Genomic DNA, 22,871 nt, shown 5'->3' with positions numbered 1-22,871 from the left:
GGGAAATCATGACCAAGAGACGATCGCAGCACTGGTTCGGCGGGCAGGGCAAGGACGCCTTCATTCACCGCAGCTGGATGAAGAACAACGGCCTGCCCGACGATGCCTTCGACGGCCGCCCGGTGATCGGCATCTGCAACACCTTCTCCGAATTCACGCCTTGCCACGTGCATTTCCGTGGCCTGATCGAGCACATCAAGGCGGGCGTGCTGGAAGCCGGCGGCCTGCCGCTGGAATTCCCGGTCTTCTCCTGCGGCGAATCCAATCTGCGCCCGACGGCGATGCTGTTCCGCAATCTCGCCTCGATGGATGTCGAGGAAGCGATCCGCGGCAATCCGATGGACGGTGTCGTGCTGATGGCAGGCTGCGACAAGACCACCCCGTCGCTGGTCATGGGCGCGGCCTCCTGCGACCTGCCGTCGATCGTCATTTCCGGCGGGCCGATGCTCAATGGCCGTTTCCAGGGCCGCGAGATAGGTTCCGGCACCGATGTCTGGAAATTCTCCGAGGATGTCCGCGCCGGCGTGATGAGCGAGCAGGATTTCGCTAATGCCGAGAGTGCCATGTCACGCTCGCCGGGTCATTGCATGACCATGGGCACGGCCTCGACCATGGCCTCGATGGTCGAAGCGCTCGGCCTGGCGCTGCCGGGCAACGCTGCCTATCCGGCGGTCGACGCGCGCCGCAGTCGCATCGCCCGCATGACGGGGCGGCGCATCGTCGAGATGGTCAATGAGAATCTCCGCCCGTCCGCCATCCTCAAGAAAGAAGCTTTCGCCAACGCCATCCGTGTCAATGGTGCCATCGGCGGCTCGACCAATGCGGTCGTGCATCTGCTGGCGATTGCCGGCCGCGTCGGCACCGAACTGACACTGGACGATTGGGATCGGTATGGCCGCGATGTACCGACCATCCTCGACCTGATGCCGTCAGGCCGCTTCCTGATGGAGGACTTCTGCTACGCAGGCGGCATTCCGGCGGTCATGAAGGAGATCGGCGATCTGCTCGATCTCGACGTGCTGACCGTCACCGGCAAGACCGTGCGCGACAACATCCGTGACGCTGAAAATTACAATCCCGAGGTGATCCGCCCGCGCGACAAGGCGCTTACTCCCAATGGCGGTATCGCGGTGCTGCGTGGCAATCTGGCGCCCGACGGCGCCATCATCAAGCCGTCAGCCGCGTCACCGGCCCTGATGAAGCATCGCGGCCGCGCCGTCGCCTTCGAGGACATCGACGACTACAAGGCGCGCGTCGACGATCCCGCGCTCGACGTCGACGAAGCGTCGATCATGGTGCTGAAGAATTGCGGGCCCAAGGGCTATCCGGGGATGGCCGAGGTCGGTAACATGGCGCTGCCCCGGAAGCTGCTGAAGCAGGGTGTCCGCGACATGATCCGCATCTCCGATGCCCGCATGTCCGGCACCGCCTTCGGCACCGTCGTGCTGCATGCCGCACCCGAAGCCGCCATCGGCGGCCCGCTGGCGCTGGTCAGGAGCGGCGACTTCATCGAGCTCGACGTCGAAGCAAGGAAGCTGCATCTCGACGTGTCGGCACAGGAGTTGGCGCGGCGTCGTGAATCCTGGCTACCGCCCGTCCCGGCGATGCGCGGCGGCTATCAGGGCCTCTACGTCGACCGTGTCCTGCAGGCGGACCGCGGCGCCGATCTCGACTTTCTCGTCGGATGCCGTGGCCACGCCATTCCACGCGAAAGCCATTGAGGCCGACCAGCATGCCTAATTTCCGGCCTGACGATTTCCACGGCATTCACGCCATTCTCTACGCGCTCTTTGACGCGAACGAACAACTGGACCGCGCGGCGATGCGTCGGCAGGTCGAGATCTGCCTGGCGACGGGCGTGCACGGCATGGCGGCGCTCGGCCTGGCGACGGAAGTCGCCAAGCTGACCGAGGCCGAGCGCCGGACGATCATGGACTGGACGGCGGAAGATACGGCTGGAAAAGTGCCGCTTGCCTTCACCATCTTCGGCGCTTCGGTGGCTGAGCAGGTGGCACAGCTTCGCCATGCTGAAAGCGTGGGAGCGGATTGGGTGATCCTGCAGCCGCCGCCGGTCGGATCCTATGGTGCGCTGGAATACACCAGGTTCTTCGGCCACGTCGCCGAGGCAACCGACCTGCCGGTGGCGATCCAGAACGCGCCGGCGTTTTTCGGGCGCGGCCTGTCATCGGACGAGATCCGCGAACTTGTCACGCTTCATCCCAACATAAGGCTGATCAAGGGCGAAGGCCCGGTCACCGACATTGCCGGATTGATCGAACGCACCGAAAGCCGGATACCCGTTTTCAACGGACGCGGCGGCCTGGAACTGATCGACAATTTCCGCATCGGTTGCCGCGGCATGATCCTGGCGCCTGATGGCATCGACCTCGCCGTGCGCGCCTACAATGCGTTTCGGATCGGTGACGAAGCGACGGCCGAGGCCGAGTACGCAAGAATGCTGCCGGCAGCGGTCTTCGTCATGCAGGGCATCGAGAACCTGATCTGCTACGGCAAGCGGCTGTTCGGCGCCCGCGCAGGCATCCCGATACACGACCGGGCTCCGGCGATGCGGCCCAACGAGACCGGCGTGGCGATGGTGGCGCGCTTTGCGGCTGGCCTCGGTCGGTTGCCTGGCTGAACGGCAACTGCCCTTCAATAGGTCGTCCGCCCACCCGACAGGTCGAACGTGGAGGCGGTCGTGAAACTGTTCTCCTTGGAGACGAGCCAGGCGACCATCGCCGCGGCTTCGTCGACCTCCAGCAGGCGGCCGCGTGGAATGCGCGAGCGCATATATTCGATGTGCTCCGGCGTCAGCTGTTCGAGGATGCGCGTCTGTGCCGTGGCCGGCGAGATGCAGTTCACGGCGATGTCGTACTGCGCCAGTTCCTTGCCGAGCGACTTGGTCAAGCCGATGACCGCCGCCTTCGAGGCTGAATAGGCGGAGGCGTTGGGGTTGCCCTCCTTGCCGGCGACCGAAGCGATGTTGACGATCCGTCCGTAATTGCGCTCCTTCATTCCGGGAACCACGGCGCGATTGACGTAGAACGTACCGTTTACGTTGACGTCGATGACCTTCTTCCACGTCTCGATGTCGTAGACGTCGAGCGGGGCGGCAGGGCCGGCAATTCCGGCGGAATTGACCAGAATGGAAATCTTGCCGGCGCGATCTTCGGTCCTGGCGCGCGCCGCGTCCACCGACGTCCAATCTGCGACGTCCACGATCTCTGTCGTGGCAGCGTTGCCGAGTTCCTTCTTGGCGGTTTCGAGGCGGGCCTCATCGAGATCCCACAAGCTGACCGTCGCGCCGGAAGCGACGAAACGCCTGGCCATCGCGAAGCCGAGGCCCTGGGCGCCGCCGGTGACGACAGCGTGCTGGCCGTCAAGATCAATGCTGTTCATGTCGAGTGGTTCTTTCCGTTTGAGATTTTTCGTGGGTGCCCGCCGGCCTGTGCAGGCCGGCGATCGCTACATGGTCGCGCCAAGGCTCCATGGCACGAACTCGTTGTCGCCATAGCCGAGCGCTTCCGACCTGGTGCGCCCGCCGGAAGCGACGCGCAGGATCTCGGCAAAGATCTCCTCGCCCTTCTCGGCCAGCGAGACGCCGTCCAGTATGTCTCCGCAATTGATATCCATGTCCTCGCGCATCTGCTCGAAGATGAAGGTGTTGGAGGCAAGCTTGATCGAGGGCGTCGGCTTGCAGCCAAAGGCCGAACCGCGGCCGGTGGTGAAGCACAATATGTTGGCGCCGCCGGCGACCTGCCCGGTGGCCGAGACCGGGTCGTAGCCGGGCGTATCCATGAAGACGAGGCCGCGCTCGTTGATCGGCTCGGCATATTCCAGCACCGCCCGCAGATTGGTGGTGCCGCCCTTGGCGGAAGCGCCGAGCGATTTCTCCAGGATGGTCGTCAACCCACCCAGCTTGTTGCCGGGCGAAGGGTTGTTGTTCATCTCCATGTCGTGCCTGGCGGTATAATCCTCCCACCAGCGGATGCGTTCGATCAGCTTTTCGCCCACCGCGCGGCTCTCGGCGCGCAAGGCGAGGAGATGTTCGGCGCCATAGATCTCGGGCGTCTCCGAGAGCACCGCCGTACCGCCTTGCCCGACAAGCAGGTCCACCGCAGCACCTAGTGCCGGATTGGCGCTGATGCCGGAGTAACCGTCCGATCCGCCGCATTGCAGCGCAAGCACCAGTTCGGAGGCTGGTTGCGGCGTCCTTTCGGCGGCGTTCACCGTAGGCAGCATGTCGACGATCGCCTTCACGCCAGCCTCGACCGTCTTTCGCGTACCGCCGGTTTCCTGGATGGTCATCGTGCGGAAAATCGTGCTCTCCTTGATGTTGTACGACTGCATCCAGCGTGGGATCTGGAACGCTTCGCAGCCGAGTCCGACCATCAGCACGCCGCCGATATTGGGGTTCGTGGCAAAGCCCCATTGCGTCCTTTTCAACAGGTCGTAAGCGGGACCCTTGGTGTCGATGCCGCAGCCAGTGCCGTGGACGAGTGCGATGATACCGTCGACATTGGGATAGTCGCGCAGGATGCCAGACCGGTTGACCTCGTCGGTGATGAACCGGGCGACGCTGGCAGAGCAGTTCACCGAGGTCAGGACGGCAATGAAGTTGCGCGTGCCCACCTTGCCGCTCGGCCGGCGGTAACCCATGAAAGTAGCGCGCTCGGCCTCGGCAACGATCTCGGTTTGCCTGGTATTCGTGCCGAAGACGTAGTCGCGTTCGAAATTTCGCAGATACACATTGTGCTCGTGAACCCAGTCGCCGGCGACGATTGGTTCCCGCGCAAAACCGATGGTCTGGCCGTATTTCACGATCGGCTGGTCCGAGCCGATGTCGCGCAAGGCCATTTTGTGCCCGCGCGGTATGCGTGCCCTGGCAGCCACGTCACCGGCTTTTTCGCCGATCTTCAACGGATCGACCGCCAGAAGAATGTTGTCGGCCCCCGAAAGCTTGATGAACCGCGCCATGACCCAAACTCTGAAAAAGTTCTCCGCGACAGGAGGTCGAGAGACAAGAAATGATTTGGAATACTAATATAATAGAATGTCAGAGGTCAAGGCCGGAGACTGGATGAGGTCGTCATGAAAGACGGACCGGTCGCCACGTGGTTGGGGCATATCCGGGAAGCGACTGCCCGATAACGTTCTGGTCAATCGAGATGGAAGACCACTTCCATGGCCGCCCACCATTCGCCGTCGGCGCGTGTCGGCAGCGGCGTCTGCATGGGGCCGCACAGTTCCCACCATTTGCGCATGGCCGGCGACTCGCTCATCCGCGCTGCATCCCTGGCGAAGTCGCTGCCGTGATACTCCCAGCAGGCGAACAGAAGGTTCTCCGGTTCGCGCAGGAAGATCGAATAGTTGCGGATGTTGGCGCGGCTGATGACGTCGAGCACTTCGGGCCAGACGGCGGCGTGGACGCGCTTATAGTCCGCGATCGCCTCGGCTTTCAGGCCGATACAAAATCCCATTCTTTGCATGCTGGTTGCTCGCGGGGCTTCAGCCGAGAAGGTCGGCGGCGACTTCGAGCGTGTTGCGGAACGACGTCTCGAGATGATGTTCCATGGCCCGTGCCGCACCCTCGGCGTCGTGGCGCTTCAGCGCGTCGAAAATGGCCTCGTGCTGCTCGATCGTCTGTTCGCCATAACCCGGTCTTGGGATAGCGAGATAGCGCCCGCGGTCCATCTGGGCCTTCGAGATGTCGACGGCTCTCCAGATCATCGGCAGGCCGCAGATCTCGGCTATGGTGCGGTGGAAGACATCGTCGAGTTGTATCGCGGTGGCATATCTGCCGCGAGATATGGCAAGCCGGTGCGCCGCCATGTTGTCTTCCAGCAATTCGCTGGCTGCCGTCGTGAACTTGGCGGCCGCGCGTCGGGCGCTTTCCATCTCCAGTGCCCGCCGGATGACATAGGCTTCTTCCAGGTCGGCCCGGCTGATCGGAGCAACATAGGTGCCGGTCTGCGCCAGGATCTTGACCAGGCCCTCGTCGCTGATGCGCTTGACCGCTTCGCGAACGGGGGTGCGAGACACCCCCAGGGCCTCCGCGATGGCGACCTCGTTGATGACCTCTCCCGGCTTCAACTGCCCGACGACGATCAGGTTGCGGATCTTGTGGTAGATCTGATCGCGGAGCGGAAGAGCCCGATTGAGCGTCGAAGGATCCAGGTCCATTGCAAATCCGTGTCTTCGTTCACCAGAAATGGCCAGATAATACTAGAATGTCAATTGGAACGCATCCAATACAAGCGTGGGGGTCGGTGACGCACGACGTCATGACGACCCGCCGGAATCCAGCTTGCCAGAACTGTTATATTAGTGCAATAGTGAGGATGAACGATGGAAAATTCAGTCCGGGACTGAGGCCTGGATCTTCAACAGCGCAGGCCATTCAAGCTTGTTCGAAGAAGCCCGAACTGCGTTTGCAGCGCTATTATACTAACATATCGAAGGCCGATGTAGCGCACCGGCCGGCCGCCAGGAGGAACCTAGCCAGATATGACCGTCGCCGCCGATTGCGCCTTGGATATGCGAGGCATCAGCAAGAACTTTCCAGGCGTGAAGGCTCTGTCCAACGTCAATTTTGCCGTGAAATTCGGCACCGTTCATGCGGTCGTGGGTGAGAACGGCGCCGGCAAATCGACGCTCATGAAGATCCTCAACGGATCCTACGCGCCCACCAGCGGCACGATCAAAGTCGGTGGCGCCGAGGTGCGCATGCGCCGGCCCGCCGACGCCCAGGCGCTCGGCATCCGCATGGTGCACCAGGAAATCAATCTGGTCCCCGACCTGACCGTCGCCGAGAACGTCTATCTCGGCCGCATGCCCGGCAAATGGACCTTTCTGCGCAAGCGCGAGATGGTCAGGGCGGCGGCTGCCGTCCTCGACGAGCTCGGAGCGGCCATCAATCCGCGTGAACGGCTCGGCAACCTTTCTATCAGCCAGCAGCAGCTCGTCGAGATCGCCAAGGCCTATGCGGCGCAGCCGAGGATCATCGTGCTGGACGAGCCGACATCCAGCCTCAGCGAGCATGAGACGGCGGCGCTGTTCCGGATCCTGCGCAAGATGCGCGATGACGGCATCGCCATCGTCTACATCAGCCATCGGCTGAAGGAGGTGCTCGAAATCGCCGATGAGGTGACGGTGCTGCGCGATGGCTCAATGATCGAGACGCGTCCGATCAAGGGCATAAAGGCTGCCGATATGATCAGGCTGATGGTCGGTCGCGAAGTTAGCAATGTCTTCCCGAAAAGTCCGGCCGCGATAGGCAAGTCCGTGTTGCGCGTGGAGCATATCAGCGACGGACAGCGCTTCCGCGATGTCAGCTTCGAAGTGCGCGCCGGCGAGATACTGGGCTTGACCGGCTTGGTGGGCGCTGGCCGCACCGAGGTTGCCCGCGCAATCTTCGGCCTGTCGCGGCTTGTCGAGGGCACGGTCAGCGTCAACGGACGCGAGGTCTCGATCAACTCGCCATCCCAGGCGGTCAGGGCAGGCATTGCCTATGTTCCGGAAGATCGCAAGGGCGATGGCGTCGTGCCTGGAATGTCGGTCCGGGAAAACATCAGCCTGCCCATCCTGCGCCGCCTGACCCGTTTCGGGCGCATCAGCCGCAGCGCCGATCGCGCGCTTGCCCGGGATTCGGTCAAGCAGTTTTCGATTTCACCGCCCGACGGCGAACGGCGCATCAGCCTTCTGTCGGGCGGCAACCAGCAGAAGGCGGTCATCGCCAAATGGCTTGCCGCCAAACCTTCGGCCTTGATCCTCGACGAGCCGACGCGGGGCGTCGACGTCGGCGCCAAGGCCGAGATCCACCACATCATCGGCCAACTCGTCGCCGGCGGCATGGCGGTCGTGATGATCTCGTCGGAACTGCCCGAAATCCTCGGAGTCTGCGACCGCGTGGTGGTGATGCGCGATGGCTATGCCTCCGAGCCTCTCTTGCGCAGCGAATTGAGCGAGGAGCGCATCATGGCGCTGGCCACCGGGGAGGAGATGGCTTGAGCGAAGCGGCCATGGAGATCGGTGGCGTGAACCGCAACGACCGCTTTACGCGTGGCAGCAGGCTTGTCGATGTCCTGTCGAAGGCGGGGCTCGCCTTCGCCATCGTCGCCGTGATGCTCTACGGCTCCCTCGTCAGCCCCGCCTTCTTCACGTCAGGCAATTTGCTCAACGTCCTGACTTCGATGTCTATCGTTGGCATCGTCGTCGTCGGCATGACCTTCGTGCTCGTGGTCGGCGGCCTGGCCGACCTGTCGGTACCGGCCACCATCGCCTGCGGCGCCATCCTGTCGCTCGGGCTGCAGCCGATGATCGGGCCGCTGCCGGCGTTCCTGCTGGCGGTGGGTCTCGCGGGCCTCATAGGCCTGCTCAACGGGGGCCTGGTCGGATATGTCGGCATCAATCCCATCATTGCCACGCTCGGCGTTGGCACGATCGGACTGGGCATCGTCCAGGCAGCTGTCGGCGGGGTCATCGTCTATGGCAGCAATCCCGCCTCAGCCGAATTCGCCAAGGGCCGGCTGTTCGGCATTCCGGTCGTGGTGTTGATCTTCCTGGTCATCGCCCTTGTCGGCCATTTCGTCCTGTCCCGCTCCTTCTGGGGCAGATGGACGCTCGCCACCGGCGGCAATTACAGCGCCGCCGAGGCTAGTGCGGTTCCGGTGCGGGCCGTGAAGGCTGGCGCCTTCGTGATCACCGCACTGGCTTCCGGCATCAGCGGCGGCCTGCTCGGGCTGACGCTGCAGAGCGCGCGGCCGCTCATCGGCGGCGGCTACGAATTCAGCGCCATCACGGCGGTGGTGGTCGGCGGCGTGTCGATCGTCGGCGGCTTCGGATCGGTGCCGCGGGCCATTGCCGGCCTCATCTTCGTGCAACTGCTGACCAACGTCATGGTGCTCGACGGTGTGCGCACGCCAATCCAGGGTTTCGTGCTCGGCATCCTGATCGTCGGTGCCGTCGGCATGGATGCGGCGCTGCGCAAGCGGGGCGTGGCGTGATGCGTTTTCTTTCGCTTGTCTCGCAGCATCGCGTCGTCATCATTCTCGGCCTGACGCTCGTCATTTCCGCGCTGTTGGTCCCCGGCTACCTCTCGGCATCGACGCTCGGCCTCGGTCTCGACCGGGCGGCGACGATCGGCCTGATCGCGGTCGGCCTGACGGTGCTTTTGATATCGGGCCAGATCGACCTCTCCGGTGGCGCCGTGTTTGCCCTGGCCGGCATCGTATCGGTCATCCTGCAGCGAGAGATCGGCATCCTGCCCGCCGCGATCGCCGGCATCCTGGTCGGTACCCTGGCAGGCGCCATCAACGGCATGCTGGTCGTCGGCCTGAAGGTGAATTCGCTCGTGCTGACGCTCGCGACGATGCTGATCTTCCGCTCACTCGCGCACTGGATCACCAACAGCCAGCCGGTGACCGGAACCGACATCATGCTCTCCCTGGCGCTGGCCAAGATCTATCTCGATGTCTTCACCCTCCGCAGCGTGCTGTTCATCGCCCTGATCGTGCTGCTGCATTTCTGGCTGACGCGCACCATACCTGGGCGCAACGTCTTTGCGGTGGGGTCCAACCCGGCGGCTGCCAAGGAAAGCGGTATCGCCTCGGACCGTATCGTCTTTCTCGGCTTTGTCTTTGCCGGCACGCTTGCCGGCCTGGCGGGGGTTCTCCAGAGCCTCGTCACCAACACCGGCTCGCCTGTCTTCGGCTCGGAACTGACGGTCGCCGTCATTGCCGCGGTCGTTGTCGGCGGGACTCGTCTCGAAGGCGGCAAGGGATCCGCGCTCGGCACGCTCGGCGGCGTGCTGACGATCGGCTCGCTGACCATCGCGATGGAGTTCCAGTCCGTTCCCGCATACGTCCAGCAGGTCGTGTCCGGGCTTATCCTGATCCTGCTCGTCGTGCTCGATCGGGCCGTTACCACCAAGGGGAGGGCTCCGGGCACGCGCCCGGCGCTCGTTCGCGACAATCCAATCACTCAAGGAGGAACCACATGATTGGGAGGAAACACATGATTGACAAGAAAAGCATGCTTCACGTCGCCGCCATGGCGGCTGTGCTGGCATCGACGGGCTGGGCCAGCGCCAAGACGGTCTGCTACGTGACGGCAGCGGATTCGCATGCCTACGCGACGCCGGCCAACAAGGCGCTTCAGGCGCGCGCTGCGGAACTCGGCATCGAGATCCTGAGCCTCAGCCAGGATTTTGATGTCCAGAAAGGCACCGAGCAGCTCAACACCTGCGTTGCGCGCAAGGTCGATGGCATCATCCTGTGGCCGCTCGACCCGCAGGCATACATACCGGGGCTGGCGCGCGCGCAGCAGGCGAACATTCCGGCGATCCTCATCAATTCGCCGATGAGCGACGATGCCAAGCCGTTCATCAAGTCGTTCACCGGGCCTGATGTCTATGAGGAAGGCAAGCTGGCGGCGGACTCGCTGAGCAAGGCGCTGGGCGGCAAGGGCTCCGTCGTCATCATCGCCGGCCAGGCCGGCAACGGCACCACGATCGGCCGCGTCAGCGGATTTACCGACCGTCTCAAGGAAACCAATGCCGAGATCAACGTGCTCGACACGGTCAACGCCGACTTCGACCAGCAAAAGGCGCTGGTGGTGAGCCGCGATCTGATCACACGCTTCGGCGACCAGATCAGCGGTGTCTACGCCAATGACGACACGATGGCCCGCGGCTTCATCGACGCATGGAAAGAGGCGAACCCCTCCAAGGCCGCACCGCCGATCGTCGGCATCAATGGCCAGAAGGATGCGTTCGAATCGATCCGCACCAATGAGATGTACTCGACCATCGTCCAGTCGCCCGTCGAGGATGGCCGCCTGGCGATCAACACGATGGCCGAGATCATCGAGGGCAAGGAGGTCAAGGACCGGCTGCCGATCCCGCTGACAGTTGTCACCAAGGACAACGTCAACGCGGTCGAACCAGCGTTCTGATGCAGGAAGGCCGGCCCGCTGCACTCGGGTCGGCCTCGCCGCCGATTTCTTGGGGAGAGAAATTCTAATAGCGGCAACGGAATTGGAATAAACTAACTCTACAGAGTTTGTGGAATAAGCAATCTGCACTGGCGATCTGGTTTCCACCCGGACAGGACCACGCCATGCCTACCTTTTTGCGCTCGCCGTCAACCAAAGCAGGCATCTCCGGCCGCCTCCGTCAGGCGACGGGAGACAGGCCATGAGCAAGCACATTCCAGACCGTATCAAGGTGCTCTGGTTTCTGCCGACGCATGGCGACAGCCGCTATCTCGGCACGGCCGAGGGCGGCAGATCGGTCGATCTGCCCTATCTGACGCAAGTGGCGAAGGCGGCCGACACGCTCGGCTACTATGGCGTGCTGTTGCCGACCGGCCGCTCGTGCGAGGATTCCTGGGTGATCGCATCGGCTCTTGTGCCGATGACCGAACGCTTGCGTTTCCTTGTCGCCGTGCGGCCCGGTTTGCAGTCGCCGACGCTGGCCGCGCGCATGACTGCGACGCTGGACCGCATCTCAAATGGCCGCCTGCTGATCAACGTCGTCACCGGCGGCGATCCGCTGGAGAACAAGGGCGACGGCATTTTCCTGTCGCATGCCGAACGCTATGAGGTGACGCAGGAGTTCCTGCGCATATACAAGCGGGTGCTGAGCGGCGAGACGGTCGAGCATGACGGCAAGCATTTCCACATCGAGGACGGAAGGCTGCTGTTTCCGCCGGTGCAGACGCCTTACCCGCCGCTGTATTTCGGCGGTTCGTCCGATGCCGGGTCGACGGTGGCGGCGCAGGAGATCGACAAATATTTGACCTGGGGCGAGCCGCCTGCCGATGTCGACCGCAAGCTGGACAGGGTGCGTGAACTGGCGCAGAAGGCCGGCCGCAAGCTCTCTTTCGGCATTAGGCTGCATGTCATCGCCCGCGAAACCACCGAGGAGGCCTGGGCCGCTGCCGACAGGCTGATCAGCCGCCTCGACGACACGACGATCGCCTCGGCCCAAAAAGTCTTTGCGCGCATGGATTCGGTCGGGCAGGCGCGGATGAGCGCATTGCATGGCGGCGATCGTGCCAAGCTCGAGATCGCGCCCAATTTGTGGGCAGGCGTCGGCCTGGTGCGCGGCGGTGCCGGTACTGCCCTTGTCGGCGACCCCGACACGATCGCCGAGCGTATCGACGAGTACCGGCGCCTCGGCGTCGATACCTTCATCCTGTCCGGCTATCCGCATCTGGAAGAAGCCTATCGCTTCGGCGAACTGGTGCTGCCGAAACTGCCGACCGACCATCCGGTCAAAGCCGCCGGCTCGTCCGTCAACACCGGTCCGTTCGGCGAGACCATCGCCGGCGACCACCGGCCGAAATCGCTCGCCAGCGCCTCGTGAACGCGCTCCCTCCGGCCCGCCGGTTGCGCGTCGCCATCCTTGGCGGCGGCTTTTCCGGCGCGGCGGTGGCCTGGCATCTGGCGCGGGCACCTCAATCGGAGTGCCTGTCGATTTCCGTCATCGAGCCGCGACCAGCGCTCGGCGGCGGCCTGGCCTATTCCAGCGAGGAACCGTCGCACCGGGTCAATGTCCCCGCAGTCAGGATGAGCATGGCTCCCGATGATCCGCAGCATTTTGCACGCTGGTTGGCTGGCAGCGGAGAACTCGAACACGACCCGGATGCCATCTGGAAGAACGGCGACGCTTTTCCGCGCCGTCGCGTGTTCGGCCGCTACGTCGCCGAGCATCTGGCGCCGTATCTCGGTTCCGGCCTTGTCCATCATGTCGAAGGTTCCGCCACACGCGTGACACGCGATGCCAGTGGCGCGGGCTGGACCGTGCACACCTCTGCCGGACCGGTCGTCGCCGATATCCTCGTCCTGGCAGCGACGCATCCGCGGCCCGGAATTCCCAACGCGCTGGCCTCGCTGACGGAAGCGCCAGATTTCGTCGCCGATCCGTACGCTTCCGCCGCGCTTTCAGGGGTCGGGCCGGAGGCGTCGGTGCTGATCGTCGGCTCCGGGTTGACCTCGGCCGACATGGTCGCCGAACTCGACCGCCGTGGCCATCGCGGCCGTATCCTCGCGCTGTCGCGCCGCGGCCTGCGCTCGCGCGGCCACCCGGATATCAGGGGCGAGCCTTTTGGCGACTTTGCATCCGCGCCGGCCACGACGGCGCTCGGCCTGCTCAAGACCATTCGCGCGATGCTGGCGGCCGCGCGCGCCGCCAATGTCAACTGGCAGTCGGTCTTCGATCAGCTGCGCCTCCAGGGGCCGATGCTGTGGGCCGCACTTGCGCCGCCGGAGCGGGCAAGGCTGGTGCGCCAGCTGCGCGTGTTCTGGGACGTGCATCGCTTCAGGATCGCGCCGCAGGTCGCCGCCGTGCTCGACCGGCGTCATGCCGCCGGTACAGTCGACACCATTGCCGCCAGGCTTGTCGCGTCGAACGACGAGGACGGCAGCCTGGCTGTCAGCTTTCAACGGCGCGGGCAGACCCGGATCGAGACGATGCGCTTCGCTGCCGTCATCAACACCACCGGTCCGGCCCATGGGCAGGCGCTGCAGCTGAACCCGGCGCTAAGCTCGCTGGCGGAAGCCGGCTTGATCAGGACGGACCAATATGGGCTTGGCATCGAGACAGGTCTCGACAGCCGCGCGATCGGCCGGGACGGCGCGGCGGTCGCGACACTCCTGGTCGCCGGCCCGCTGGCACGAGGGACTTTCGGCGAGCTCATGGGTCTGCCGGAAGTCGCCCGCCATGCCCAGGCGGTCGCGGTTGAAATTGCCAAGCTGCTGGTAACGCTGCCGTCAGCGCAGGCCATCGGCCCCAATGCCACGCACCGTCCACACGTGGGCTGACACCTGCGGGCCGGGTTCGGCAGCGAAAATTGGTATTTCCGTCCCAAGAGCGCCCCAAAAACGGAAAATCCTTCTTTGTATATATATTCTATAAACATAATAAATATCGGAGCCGGCGCGACCGGAGCGATCAACGACACGGCCTGAATGGGAGACAGTTCATGGCACATGCAGAAGCCGATCCGATCAAATTCGCCTACTGGGTGCCGAATGTTTCGGGCGGCCTGGTGATTTCCAACATCGAGCAGCGCACCAACCATTCGGCCGAGTACAATCGCAAGCTGGCGCAGATCGCCGAGAAGGCCGGCTTCGACTACGCGCTCAGCCAGATACGTTTCACCGCCGGCTACGGCGCCGACGAACAGCATGAATCGGTGGCGTTCAGCCATGATCTGCTGGCGGCGACCACGACGCTCAAGGTCATCGCGGCGATCCTGCCAGGACCATGGAACCCGGCGCTGGCGGCCAAGCAGATCGCCACCATCAGCTACCTGACCAACGGCCGCGTCGCGATCAACCTTGTCTCCGGCTGGTTCCGCGGCGAGTTCCATGCCATCGGCGAGCATTGGCTCGACCATGACGAGCGCTACCGCCGCTCGGAGGAATTCATCCGTGCGCTGCGCGGAATATGGACTGAAGACAGCTTCACCTTCCGTGGCGATTTCTACCGCTTCAATGAGTATTCGCTGAAGCCGAAACCGCCGCAAGTACCCGAAATCTTCCAGGGCGGCTCGTCGCGCGCCGCGCGCGACATGGCATCGCGCGTTTCGGACTGGTACTTCACCAACGGCAACACGCCGACCGAGATCGCCAAGCAGGTCGATGATATCAGAGTCAAGGCGAAGGCCAATAACCATTCCGTCAAAGTTGGCGTCAACGCCTTCGCGGTCGTTCGCGAGACCGAGGACGAGGCCAGGGCGGTGCTCGCCGAAATCATCGCCGAGGCCAATCCCGACGCGGTCAATGCTTTTGGCCATGAGGTCAAGAATGCCGGCAAGGCCTCGCCGGAAGGTGAGGGCAATTGGGCGAAATCATCCTTCGACGATCTGGTCCAGTACAATGACGGCTTCCGCTCGAACCTGATCGGCACCCCCAGGCAGGTCGCTCAACGCGTCGTCGACCTGAAGCGCGCGGGTGCGGATCTCATCCTGCTCGGTTTCCTGCACTTCCAGGAAGAGGTCGAGTATTTCGGCAAGCATGTCATCCCGCTCGTTCGCGAACTGGAAGACGCCGAGGCGGCGGCGTCGCTGGCGGCGGAATAGTCACCCCATAGGCACGCCGGACACGCGCCGGCCTGCACACATGAAGCTTGCCCGGCGCGCTGATCCGTCGGGCGGCAACAGGATTTTGCGCGCCTAATCGAGGACGATTGGAATGCCGTTGCCCAGTTATACGCTCGGAGTGATGGAGGCTTCCGCCTATGCACCGGAGGTCTTTGCGCGCGGCCTGCCGTCAGGCCCACGGCCGGAGCAGTCGTTCGAAAATGTCGCCAAGCCGGCAGGGGCCGTTGCCGGCGATGCCTCAGCATTGCTTTCGCTTCAGGGCATCAGCCTGTCGTTCGGCGGCGTCGTCGCACTCGCGGACGTCGACCTATCGGTCCGCCAAGGCGAGATCCGTGCCATCATCGGCCCGAATGGCGCCGGCAAGAGTTCGCTGATCAACGTCATCAGCGGCGTCTACCGGCCGGATCGCGGCCATGTCCAGCTCGACGGTACCTCCTATGCCCAGGTCCCGACGCAGCGGCTGGCCCATCTCGGCGTCGCCAGAACCTTCCAGAACCTTGCACTGTTCAAGGGCCTAAGCGTCCTCGACAATGTCGCCTCTGGCCTTGCCTACAAGGTTCGCTCCAACTTTGCCGGCCAGGTGCTCGGCATCGGCCGCTCGCGTGGCGAGCAGCGCGATTCACGCAGCCGTGCCGAACAGATCCTCGAATTCCTCCATCTCACCGCCATTCGCGACCGTCTTGTCGGCACCTTGCCTTACGGGCTGCAGAAGCGTGTCGAACTGGCCCGCGCGCTGGTGGCCGAGCCGCGCCTGCTTTTGCTCGACGAGCCGATGGCCGGCATGACAGCGAGCGAAAAGAGCGAGATGGCGTCTTTCGTCCGTGCCGCGCGCGATCGTTTCGCCACCACCGTGGTGTTGATCGAGCACGATGTCGGCGTCGTCATGGGTCTGTCCGATCGCATCGCCGTTCTCGACTACGGCCGCAAGATCGCCGACGCCACGCCCGATGAAGTCAGGAACGACCAACGCGTCATCGATGCCTATCTCGGCGTCGCCTCGGACAATGAGGACGGGGCAGGCATATGATCGCCGATTTCGACTACCAATTCTTCATCGAAGTGCTCGTCGGCGGCCTGCTCTCAGGCGTCATGTATTCGCTTGTCGCGATCGGCTTCGTGCTCATCTACAAGACCTCGGGCGTGCTCAATTTCGCGCAAGGCGCGATGCTGCTGTTTGCGGCACTCACCTTCGTCAGCCTCGTCGAGCGCGGTATTCCGTTCGCGCTGGCGCTGGCGGTCACCTTCGCCATCATGGTGGCGATGGGTGTCGCCATCGAGCGCACGGTGCTGCGGCCACTGACCAACAAGCCGCCGATCACACTGTTCATGGCGACGCTCGGCCTGTCCTACATCATCGAGGGCGCCGCCCAGCTGATCTGGGGCACGCAGGTCCATGGCCTCGATCTCGGCATCGAGGACGTGCCGCTGGAAATCGGCGGCGTGCTGATCAGCCAGTTCGACATTTTTGCCGCGGTGGTTGCCGCCGGCATGGTCCTCCTGCTGTCGCTGTTCTTCCGCTACACCCGCATCGGCCTCTCCTTCCGCGCCGTTGCCGACGACCAGTTCGCGGCCCTCGCGGTCGGCCTCAGGCTGCCCTTGATCTGGGCCACCGTGTGGGCTGCCGCCGGCCTTGTCGCCCTGGTGGCGGGACTGCTCTGGGGCGCACGCCTTGGCGTGCAGTTCTCGCTGTCGCTGGTGGTGCTCAAGGCGCTGCCGGTGCTGGTGCTCGGCGGCTTCGATTCCATCCTCGGCGCCATCGTCGGCGGGCTTCTGATCGGCGCCAGTGAGAAGCTCGCCGAGGTCTATATCGGCGATTATTTCGGCGGCGGCATCGAGAGCTGGTTTGCCTATGTCGTCGCGCTCGTCTTCCTGCTGATCCGCCCTTCCGGCCTGTTCGGCCAGAAGCTCGTTGAGAGGATCTGAACGATGACCGCGATAACAAGCGATTTCGTCGCCGCGCCGGTGCTGCCGAAATGGGTCGTACCGGTCCTGCTGCTCGCCTTCGCCTATGGTGTCGTGCCGCTGATCGGCTCAAGTTATCTGTTCGAGGCCATCCTGCTGCCGTTCCTGGCGCTCAGCCTCGCAGGCGTGGGCTTGAACATTCTCACCGGCTATGCCGGCCAGGTCTCGCTGGGCAGTGCCGCCTTCATGGCGGCGGGCGCCTTCGCCGCCTATAATTTCAACCTGCGCGTCGAGGGCCTGCCGCTGATCGGCAGCATCTTCCTGGCCGGCATCGTCGCCGCCGCGATCGGCATCGTTTTCGGCCTGCCCAGCCTGCGGCTGAGGGGTTTTTATCTCGCAGTATCGACGCTTGCCGCGCAGTTCTTCGTGCAATGGGCGCTGACCAAGTTCAGCTGGTTCTCCAACAACTCGGCGTCAGGCGTCATCGACGCGCCGAGACTGTCGATCTCAGGTTTCGCGCTCGACGGCGCCATCGGTCGCTATCTCTTTGCACTGACCATCGTCACCGTCCTGACCTTCCTCGCCCATCGGCTGGTCTCGTCGCAGACCGGGCGCAACTTCATCGCCATCCGCGACAATGAAACCGCCGCCCGCATCATCGGCATCCCGGTGCTGAAGACCAAGCTGCTGGCCTTCGCCATCTCGTCCTTCATCATCGGCGTTGCCGGCGTCATCTGGGCCTTCGCCTACCTGAGGACCGTCGAGCCGGACGGCTTCGATCTCGACCGGTCGTTCCAAATCCTGTTCATCATCATCATCGGCGGGCTGGCTTCGATCCGCGGCGCGTTTTTCGGCGCCGCCCTCATCGTGGTTTTCCCGCTCGCTCTGTCGCGCCTCGGCGGCTTCCTGCTCGGCGATCTCTTCGATTCGGGCGTGCTCGACATGAGCCAGCGCATCGTTCTGGGAGCGCTCATCATCCTGTTTCTGATCCTTGAACCCGACGGGCTGGTGGCGCTGTGGGACAGGGTCCGAAGACGGCTCCTGTTCGCCTGGCAGTCGACTTGAGCTGATGCATCCGAAAATGAACAAGGGGCCGAACAAGACGGCCCATACCGGGAGTACCTCGACCATGACTTTCCTCAGCACAATCAAGGCGGCGGCGTTGTCCGCGGCGATGATCGTGTCGGTGGCCTTGCCCGCCGCGCACGCCGACGAACAATATTTTCCGCTGCAGAGCTATCGCGTCGGGCCTTACGCGGCCGGCGGCACCGGCTTCTTCGGCGGCTTCATCGACTATCTCAACCTCATCAACATCCGTGACGGCGGCGTCAACGGCGTCAAGCTGACCTGGGACGAATGCGAGACCCAGTACGAGGTCGAGCGCGGCGTCGAATGCTATGAGCGGCAGAAGAGCCATGCCGGCGCCGCCGCCTGGAACCCGCTCTCGGTCGGCATCGCCTATGCCATGATCGACCGCATCACCGCCGACAAGGTGCCGCTGATCACCGTCAACCACGGCCGCACCGATTCCACCGACGGGCGTGTCTTCCCCTACGTCTTCCCGCTGCTGCTCAATCCCTACAGCGAGACATCAGGCATCGTGAACTACATCGCCTCCAAGGAAGGCGGCATCGACAAGCTGAAGGGCAAGAAGATCGTCGTGCTCTATCACGGCTCGCCCTACGGCAAGGAGACCATCCCGATCTATGAGCTGTTGGCGCAGAAATACGGCTTCACCGTGCAGCAGATCGAGGTGCCGCATCCCGGCAACGAGCAGCAGTCGCAGTGGCTGACCATCCGCCGCGCCAAGCCGGATTTCGTCGTCCTGCGCGGCTGGGGTGTGATGAACCCGGTGGCGCTGAAGACGGCGGTCAAGGTCGGCTATCCCGTCGATCACATCGTCGGCAATGTCTGGTCGAATTCTGAAGAGGATGTCATCCCTGCCGGTGACGCCGCCAAGGGTTACACCGCCATCACCACGCAGGCTTCCGGCAACTCCTACCCGGTGGTTCAGGAGATCGTGAAGACGGTCTACGGCGCCGGCAAGGGTAACCTTGAAGACAAGGCGCGCATCGGCTCGGTCTACCACAATCTCGGCATCGTCAACGGCATCCTCAATGTCGAGGCGATCCGGATCGCGCAGGAGAAGTTCGGCCACCGCACGCTGACCGGCGACGAGGTCCGCTGGGGCTTCGAGCATCTCAAGCTTGATCCGGCCAAGGTCGAGGCGCTCGGCGCCAAGGACCTGTTCCACTCGATCAATGTCAGCTGGGACAACCATGAAGGCGAAGGCTACGTGACCTTCCAGCAGTGGGACGGCAAGAAGTGGAACGTCGTCTCCGACTGGATCGCGCCGGACTGGGCGCTGCTGCGGCCAATCATCGAGAAGTCCGCCGAGGCCTACGCCGCCGAGAAGGGCATCAAGCTGCGCACCGCCGACGATGCCAATGCTGTGACCACCAACTGATCAGTCAGTGCCGGGCGTCGCGGACCAAGTTTCCGTGGCGCCCGACCTGTTCGGTTTTCGAACCGCGAAAGAACAGCCTATGCCGAACGATGACGTCATTCTTGCTGTGGACACGGTCCATGCCACCTACAACCACGCCATCACGGCGCTGCATGGCGTCAGTTTCGAGCTCAGGCGCGGCCAGATACTGGCATTGCTCGGTGCCAATGGCGCTGGCAAGACCACGACGCTGAAGGCCGTCTCCAACCTGCTGCCGGCCGAACGCGGCCAGGTCAATGCCGGCACCATCCGCTATGACGGCTCGGATGTCTCGCGCCGCAAACCGGGTGATCTGGTGCGCGCCGGGCTGGTTCAGGTGCTGGAAGGCCGCCACTGCTTCAAAAGCCTCACCGTCGAGGAGAATCTGATCGCCGGCGGCATCGGCCGCAGCGGCAGCCGCGCCGAGATCAACGGGGATCTCGAACGGATCTACGGCTATTTCCCGAGGCTTCGGGAAAAACGCCGGACATTGTCCGGCCTGACCTCCGGCGGCGAACAGCAGATGACCGCCATCGGCAGGGCGCTGATGTCGCGGCCGCGGCTGCTCGTCCTGGACGAACCGTCGATGGGGCTCGCGCCAATCATCGTCCAGGACATCTTCCAGAGCTTGAAAAAACTCAACCGCGAGACTGGCCTATCCATCCTGGTCGCCGAGCAGAACTCCGCAGTGGCGCTGCGATATGCCGACCATGCCACGGTGCTGGAGAACGGCGTTTCCGTTCTCGCCGGCGCGGCCCCCGAGCTTCGCCAGCGCGAGGACATCAGGGCCTTCTATCTCGGTCAATCGAACCCCGGGCAACAGGCGTCACCCGCCACCAAGCCCGCCCATCTCCACGCCGTTGCCTGAATCGAAATCCCAAGGAGCAGTGAAATGACCGTTTCGACCGTCAAGACCGACAAGGCTTCCGCCGCCGTGCCGCCAGTCGCAAGGCCGACCGCCCCGGCGCACATCATCAAGGACGACGCCGAGGCGATTGCGGTTGCCCATGCGCTCGCCGCCGAATTCGTCAAGGACTCCTCCCGGCGCGACCGTGAACGGATCTGGCCGGTCGCCGAACTCGATGCCTTTTCGCAAAGCGGCCTGTGGTCGATCAATGTACCCAAGGCATTCGGTGGGCCGGAGGTGTCCTATGCGACGCTGGCGAAGGTGATCGAGATCATCTCGGCGGCGGATTCCTCGATTGGCCAGGTTGCGCAGAATCATCTCGGTGTTGTAGCCGCCGTCCGCACCGTGTCCGACGCCGATCAGCAGAAGCTGCTGTTCGCCGAAGCGCTGAAGGGCACCCGGTTCGGCAACGCCTTTTCCGAGTTCGGTTCCAAGCGCGCCGCCGATTTCGAGACCCGCTTCACCGATGCCGGCGATCATGTGGTTGTCAGCGGCCGGAAATTCTATTCGTCCGGCGCGCTGCTCGCCCATCTGGTGCCGATCGTGGCGCTCGATGACGAGGGCCGCGCCTGGTATGCGATCGCCGACCGCGGCGCACCCGGCCTGACCGTCATCGACGACTGGTCGAGCTTCGGCCAGCGCACGACCCTGTCCGGCACCGTCATCATCGACAACGTCAAGGTGCCGAAGACGCATCTGGTACCCGGCTACAAGGGCTACGACAAACCGACCGCCGACGGCGCCATCTTCCAGATCATCCAGGTGGCCGTGGACACCGGCATCGCCCAGGCGGCGATCGACGAGACGGTCGATTTCGTCAGGACCAAAAGCCGCGCCTGGATCGACAGCGGCGTCGACAACGCCTGGGACGATCCCTACACTATTCAGGCCATCGGCGACCTGACGCTGCGCCTGCACGCGGCGCAGGCGCTGCTCGAAAAGGCCGGTCATGCAATCGACCGGGCAGTGGCCGAGCCGACAGCCGAGACGGTGGCGCACGCCCAGATCGTCACTGCTGAAGCCAAGATCTTGTCGACAGAGATCGCCATCGCCGCCACCAACAAGCTGTTCGAACTGGCAGGGACCCGCTCAACCCTGGCCGAGCACAATCTCGACCGGCATTGGCGCAACGCTCGCACGCACACGCTGCACGATCCGGTGCGCTGGAAATACTCGATCCTCGGCAAATATTTCCTCAACGGCGAAAACCCGCCGCTGCACGCCTGGAGCTGATTTTCCACCGGCGGGCTGGCGGCCTGCCACGTCAAACCTTCGACCATTCAAGAGGCCCACTGCCATGTCAAACCCAACAGTCGTCGGCTTTTCCGGCAACATCACCAGGCCGTCAAAGACGCGCGCCTTCGTCGATCTGGTCACCAGGGACATTGCCGCCAGCCACGGCCTGTCGGCGAGCACCTATGATATCGAGGACCTCGGCCCGACGCTGGGAACGGCGAAATGGGCCCGCGATCTCGACGGCCAGGCGCACGCGATCCTGGAACAAATCCTCGCCGCCGACGTGCTTGTCGTGGGCTCGCCGACCTACAAGGGCAGCTATACCGGCCTTTTCAAGCATTTCTTCGACCTGATCGATCCGGCGGCATTGCGGGGAAAGCCCATCGTGCTGACGGCGACCGGCGGTGGCGAGCGCCATGCCTTGATCGTCGAGCATCAGCTGCGGCCGCTGTTCGGCTTCTTCGAGGCCTTTGCGCTGCCCACCGCCGTCTACGCCACCGACAAGGATTTCACCGACGGCGTACTGCGCTCCGAGGCGATCCTTAAGCGTGCGGCGCAGGCGGTCGACGAGGTCGGCTTTGTGCTGGCCAATCGTTCGGCAGGCCGGATCGCCGCTGAATAGCCTGTCGTCAGCCAGATTGAACTGAACGAAATCCGTGAGGGCAGCGCCCCCGCTTACGCGCAATTTACGACCGACCGCTAAAACCGTTCCTGTCTGATTCGTCTGGGACAGGAACGTCATGAGCAAAGCCCTCACATCCTTCGCATTGGTCGCCGTGCTGACCGCCTTGCTCATGGCGTTGAGCCTGGCTGTCGCCAGGCACGGCTATCCCTATGGCGCGATCGGCGTCAGGCGCCTTGACGGCATTGCCGACGCCGGCGTGTTCATCCCGATTGCCGCCGTCTATTTCTTCAGCGCGATGCTGATGATGATCCTGCCGATAAGGGCGGCCGGTATCGTCCTGACCCATGCCGCCGATGCCCTTTTCTGGACCGTGATCGCACTGTTTGCGACCATCGTCGGCTGTATGGTCGCCAGATGGGCGTTCGGGCAGGGCAGCGCCGTGTGGACATTGCTGAACTGGCGGTTCCTGTTTGCCGCGGCGATCGTCGGTTGTCACTTTGTCATGAACGAGCTGCGCCGCAACGTGCTGCTGCGCAGCCTGTTCTTCGTCGTCTTTGCCGCTGCGACGCTGGCCTGCCTGTTCTGGTCGTTCACACTCTGACCAGCCGT

General features: G+C 63.6%; 21 protein-coding genes. 17 read left to right on the top strand and 4 right to left on the bottom strand.

The window, feature by feature from the left end:
* Positions 1-8 precede the first annotated feature (8 nt).
* On the top strand, positions 9-1,721 hold the full coding sequence (locus tag A9K65_RS01505; RefSeq protein ID WP_013528172.1) for an IlvD/Edd family dehydratase: 1,713 nt from the start codon (positions 9-11) through the stop codon (positions 1,719-1,721).
* An 11-nt stretch (positions 1,722-1,732) separates the two neighbouring features.
* Positions 1,733-2,638, top strand: coding sequence for a dihydrodipicolinate synthase family protein (locus A9K65_RS01500; protein WP_064992919.1), 906 nt, complete (start codon positions 1,733-1,735; stop codon positions 2,636-2,638).
* A 14-nt stretch (positions 2,639-2,652) separates the two neighbouring features.
* Here A9K65_RS01500 and A9K65_RS01495 read toward each other — a convergent pair whose 3' ends face one another.
* The 4 genes from A9K65_RS01495 to A9K65_RS01480 form a co-directional block, all read right to left on the bottom strand.
* Entirely contained in the window at positions 2,653-3,399 is a 747-nt protein-coding gene (locus A9K65_RS01495) for an SDR family NAD(P)-dependent oxidoreductase (protein WP_064992920.1), read from the bottom strand.
* A gap of 66 nt (positions 3,400-3,465) precedes the next feature.
* Positions 3,466-4,977, bottom strand: coding sequence for an altronate dehydratase family protein (locus A9K65_RS01490; protein ID WP_064992921.1), 1,512 nt, complete (start codon positions 4,975-4,977; stop codon positions 3,466-3,468).
* A gap of 182 nt (positions 4,978-5,159) precedes the next feature.
* A complete protein-coding gene (locus tag A9K65_RS01485; RefSeq protein ID WP_064992922.1) occupies positions 5,160-5,489 on the bottom strand; it encodes an L-rhamnose mutarotase in 330 nt (109 codons plus the stop codon).
* Positions 5,490-5,508: 19 nt separating this feature from the next.
* Positions 5,509-6,183 carry a GntR family transcriptional regulator gene (locus A9K65_RS01480; protein ID WP_064992923.1) on the bottom strand — a complete coding sequence of 225 codons (675 nt, stop codon included), beginning with the start codon at positions 6,181-6,183 and terminating at the stop codon, positions 5,509-5,511.
* 324 nt (positions 6,184-6,507) lie between these two features.
* Between A9K65_RS01480 and A9K65_RS01475 the strand changes: the two genes are divergently transcribed.
* From A9K65_RS01475 to A9K65_RS01405, 15 genes are all read left to right on the top strand, one after another.
* Complete coding sequence (locus tag A9K65_RS01475; protein ID WP_064992924.1) at positions 6,508-8,010, top strand: sugar ABC transporter ATP-binding protein; 1,503 nt, start codon at positions 6,508-6,510, stop codon at positions 8,008-8,010.
* Entirely contained in the window at positions 8,007-9,005 is a 999-nt protein-coding gene (locus A9K65_RS01470; RefSeq protein ID WP_244506882.1) for an ABC transporter permease, read from the top strand. The genes A9K65_RS01475 and A9K65_RS01470 overlap by 4 nt, the downstream gene beginning before the upstream one ends.
* Entirely contained in the window at positions 9,005-10,000 is a 996-nt protein-coding gene (locus A9K65_RS01465) for an ABC transporter permease (RefSeq protein ID WP_063169855.1), read from the top strand. The genes A9K65_RS01470 and A9K65_RS01465 overlap by 1 nt, the downstream gene beginning before the upstream one ends.
* A 14-nt stretch (positions 10,001-10,014) precedes the next feature.
* Positions 10,015-10,953 (top strand): sugar ABC transporter substrate-binding protein, encoded by a 939-nt coding sequence (locus A9K65_RS01460; RefSeq protein ID WP_064992925.1) that lies wholly within the window; start codon positions 10,015-10,017, stop codon positions 10,951-10,953.
* A 241-nt stretch (positions 10,954-11,194) separates the two neighbouring features.
* Complete coding sequence (gene ssuD / locus A9K65_RS01455) at positions 11,195-12,367, top strand: FMNH2-dependent alkanesulfonate monooxygenase (RefSeq protein WP_064992926.1); 1,173 nt, start codon at positions 11,195-11,197, stop codon at positions 12,365-12,367.
* Positions 12,364-13,824, top strand: a complete 1,461-nt coding sequence (locus tag A9K65_RS01450) for an FAD/NAD(P)-binding protein (protein ID WP_064992927.1) — start codon at positions 12,364-12,366, stop codon at positions 13,822-13,824. The genes ssuD and A9K65_RS01450 overlap by 4 nt, the downstream gene beginning before the upstream one ends.
* A 161-nt stretch (positions 13,825-13,985) precedes the next feature.
* Positions 13,986-15,086 carry a dimethylsulfone monooxygenase SfnG gene (gene sfnG, locus A9K65_RS01445; RefSeq protein WP_064992928.1) on the top strand — a complete coding sequence of 367 codons (1,101 nt, stop codon included), beginning with the start codon at positions 13,986-13,988 and terminating at the stop codon, positions 15,084-15,086.
* 112 nt (positions 15,087-15,198) lie between these two features.
* Complete coding sequence (locus A9K65_RS01440; protein WP_064992929.1) at positions 15,199-16,134, top strand: ABC transporter ATP-binding protein; 936 nt, start codon at positions 15,199-15,201, stop codon at positions 16,132-16,134.
* Entirely contained in the window at positions 16,131-17,030 is a 900-nt protein-coding gene (locus A9K65_RS01435; protein WP_032898718.1) for a branched-chain amino acid ABC transporter permease, read from the top strand. The genes A9K65_RS01440 and A9K65_RS01435 overlap by 4 nt, the downstream gene beginning before the upstream one ends.
* Positions 17,031-17,033: 3 nt before the next feature.
* On the top strand, positions 17,034-18,074 hold the full coding sequence (locus A9K65_RS01430) for a branched-chain amino acid ABC transporter permease (protein WP_064992930.1): 1,041 nt from the start codon (positions 17,034-17,036) through the stop codon (positions 18,072-18,074).
* A gap of 64 nt (positions 18,075-18,138) precedes the next feature.
* Positions 18,139-19,476, top strand: coding sequence for an ABC transporter substrate-binding protein (locus A9K65_RS01425; protein WP_013528156.1), 1,338 nt, complete (start codon positions 18,139-18,141; stop codon positions 19,474-19,476).
* A gap of 79 nt (positions 19,477-19,555) precedes the next feature.
* Positions 19,556-20,362, top strand: coding sequence for an ABC transporter ATP-binding protein (locus A9K65_RS01420; protein WP_024501876.1), 807 nt, complete (start codon positions 19,556-19,558; stop codon positions 20,360-20,362).
* A gap of 24 nt (positions 20,363-20,386) precedes the next feature.
* Positions 20,387-21,634, top strand: a complete 1,248-nt coding sequence (locus A9K65_RS01415) for an SfnB family sulfur acquisition oxidoreductase (protein WP_064992931.1) — start codon at positions 20,387-20,389, stop codon at positions 21,632-21,634.
* 64 nt (positions 21,635-21,698) lie between these two features.
* Entirely contained in the window at positions 21,699-22,259 is a 561-nt protein-coding gene (msuE, locus tag A9K65_RS01410; RefSeq protein WP_064992932.1) for an FMN reductase, read from the top strand.
* A 118-nt stretch (positions 22,260-22,377) separates the two neighbouring features.
* The gene (locus tag A9K65_RS01405) at positions 22,378-22,863 is read left to right on the top strand and encodes a hypothetical protein (protein WP_063169862.1); all 486 of its coding nucleotides are present in this window, start codon (positions 22,378-22,380) and stop codon (positions 22,861-22,863) included.
* Positions 22,864-22,871: the final 8 nt, after the last annotated feature.

Origin of the sequence: Mesorhizobium sp. WSM1497, assembly GCF_001672455.2 — a bacterium.
Lineage (GTDB): Bacteria > Pseudomonadota > Alphaproteobacteria > Rhizobiales > Rhizobiaceae > Mesorhizobium > Mesorhizobium ciceri.
Note: the sequence above shows the minus strand (reverse complement) of the source record. Positions and strands in the feature narration are given on the sequence as shown.

What these genes read in the sequence shown, in the direction of transcription:
- A9K65_RS01505 (WP_013528172.1), top strand. Translation starts at nt 9, where the DNA reads ATGACCAAGAGACGATCGCAGCACTGGTTCGGCGGGCAGGGCAAGGAC.
- A9K65_RS01500 (WP_064992919.1), top strand. Translation starts at nt 1,733, where the DNA reads ATGCCTAATTTCCGGCCTGACGATTTCCACGGCATTCACGCCATTCTC.
- A9K65_RS01495 (WP_064992920.1), bottom strand. Translation starts at nt 3,399, where the DNA reads ATGAACAGCATTGATCTTGACGGCCAGCACGCTGTCGTCACCGGCGGC.
- A9K65_RS01490 (WP_064992921.1), bottom strand. Translation starts at nt 4,977, where the DNA reads ATGGCGCGGTTCATCAAGCTTTCGGGGGCCGACAACATTCTTCTGGCG.
- A9K65_RS01485 (WP_064992922.1), bottom strand. Translation starts at nt 5,489, where the DNA reads ATGCAAAGAATGGGATTTTGTATCGGCCTGAAAGCCGAGGCGATCGCG.
- A9K65_RS01480 (WP_064992923.1), bottom strand. Translation starts at nt 6,183, where the DNA reads ATGGACCTGGATCCTTCGACGCTCAATCGGGCTCTTCCGCTCCGCGAT.
- A9K65_RS01475 (WP_064992924.1), top strand. Translation starts at nt 6,508, where the DNA reads ATGACCGTCGCCGCCGATTGCGCCTTGGATATGCGAGGCATCAGCAAG.
- A9K65_RS01465 (WP_063169855.1), top strand. Translation starts at nt 9,005, where the DNA reads ATGCGTTTTCTTTCGCTTGTCTCGCAGCATCGCGTCGTCATCATTCTC.
- A9K65_RS01460 (WP_064992925.1), top strand. Translation starts at nt 10,015, where the DNA reads ATGATTGACAAGAAAAGCATGCTTCACGTCGCCGCCATGGCGGCTGTG.
- ssuD (WP_064992926.1), top strand. Translation starts at nt 11,195, where the DNA reads ATGAGCAAGCACATTCCAGACCGTATCAAGGTGCTCTGGTTTCTGCCG.
- sfnG (WP_064992928.1), top strand. Translation starts at nt 13,986, where the DNA reads ATGGCACATGCAGAAGCCGATCCGATCAAATTCGCCTACTGGGTGCCG.
- A9K65_RS01440 (WP_064992929.1), top strand. Translation starts at nt 15,199, where the DNA reads ATGCCGTTGCCCAGTTATACGCTCGGAGTGATGGAGGCTTCCGCCTAT.
- A9K65_RS01435 (WP_032898718.1), top strand. Translation starts at nt 16,131, where the DNA reads ATGATCGCCGATTTCGACTACCAATTCTTCATCGAAGTGCTCGTCGGC.
- A9K65_RS01430 (WP_064992930.1), top strand. Translation starts at nt 17,034, where the DNA reads ATGACCGCGATAACAAGCGATTTCGTCGCCGCGCCGGTGCTGCCGAAA.
- A9K65_RS01425 (WP_013528156.1), top strand. Translation starts at nt 18,139, where the DNA reads ATGACTTTCCTCAGCACAATCAAGGCGGCGGCGTTGTCCGCGGCGATG.
- A9K65_RS01420 (WP_024501876.1), top strand. Translation starts at nt 19,556, where the DNA reads ATGCCGAACGATGACGTCATTCTTGCTGTGGACACGGTCCATGCCACC.
- A9K65_RS01415 (WP_064992931.1), top strand. Translation starts at nt 20,387, where the DNA reads ATGACCGTTTCGACCGTCAAGACCGACAAGGCTTCCGCCGCCGTGCCG.
- msuE (WP_064992932.1), top strand. Translation starts at nt 21,699, where the DNA reads ATGTCAAACCCAACAGTCGTCGGCTTTTCCGGCAACATCACCAGGCCG.
- A9K65_RS01405 (WP_063169862.1), top strand. Translation starts at nt 22,378, where the DNA reads ATGAGCAAAGCCCTCACATCCTTCGCATTGGTCGCCGTGCTGACCGCC.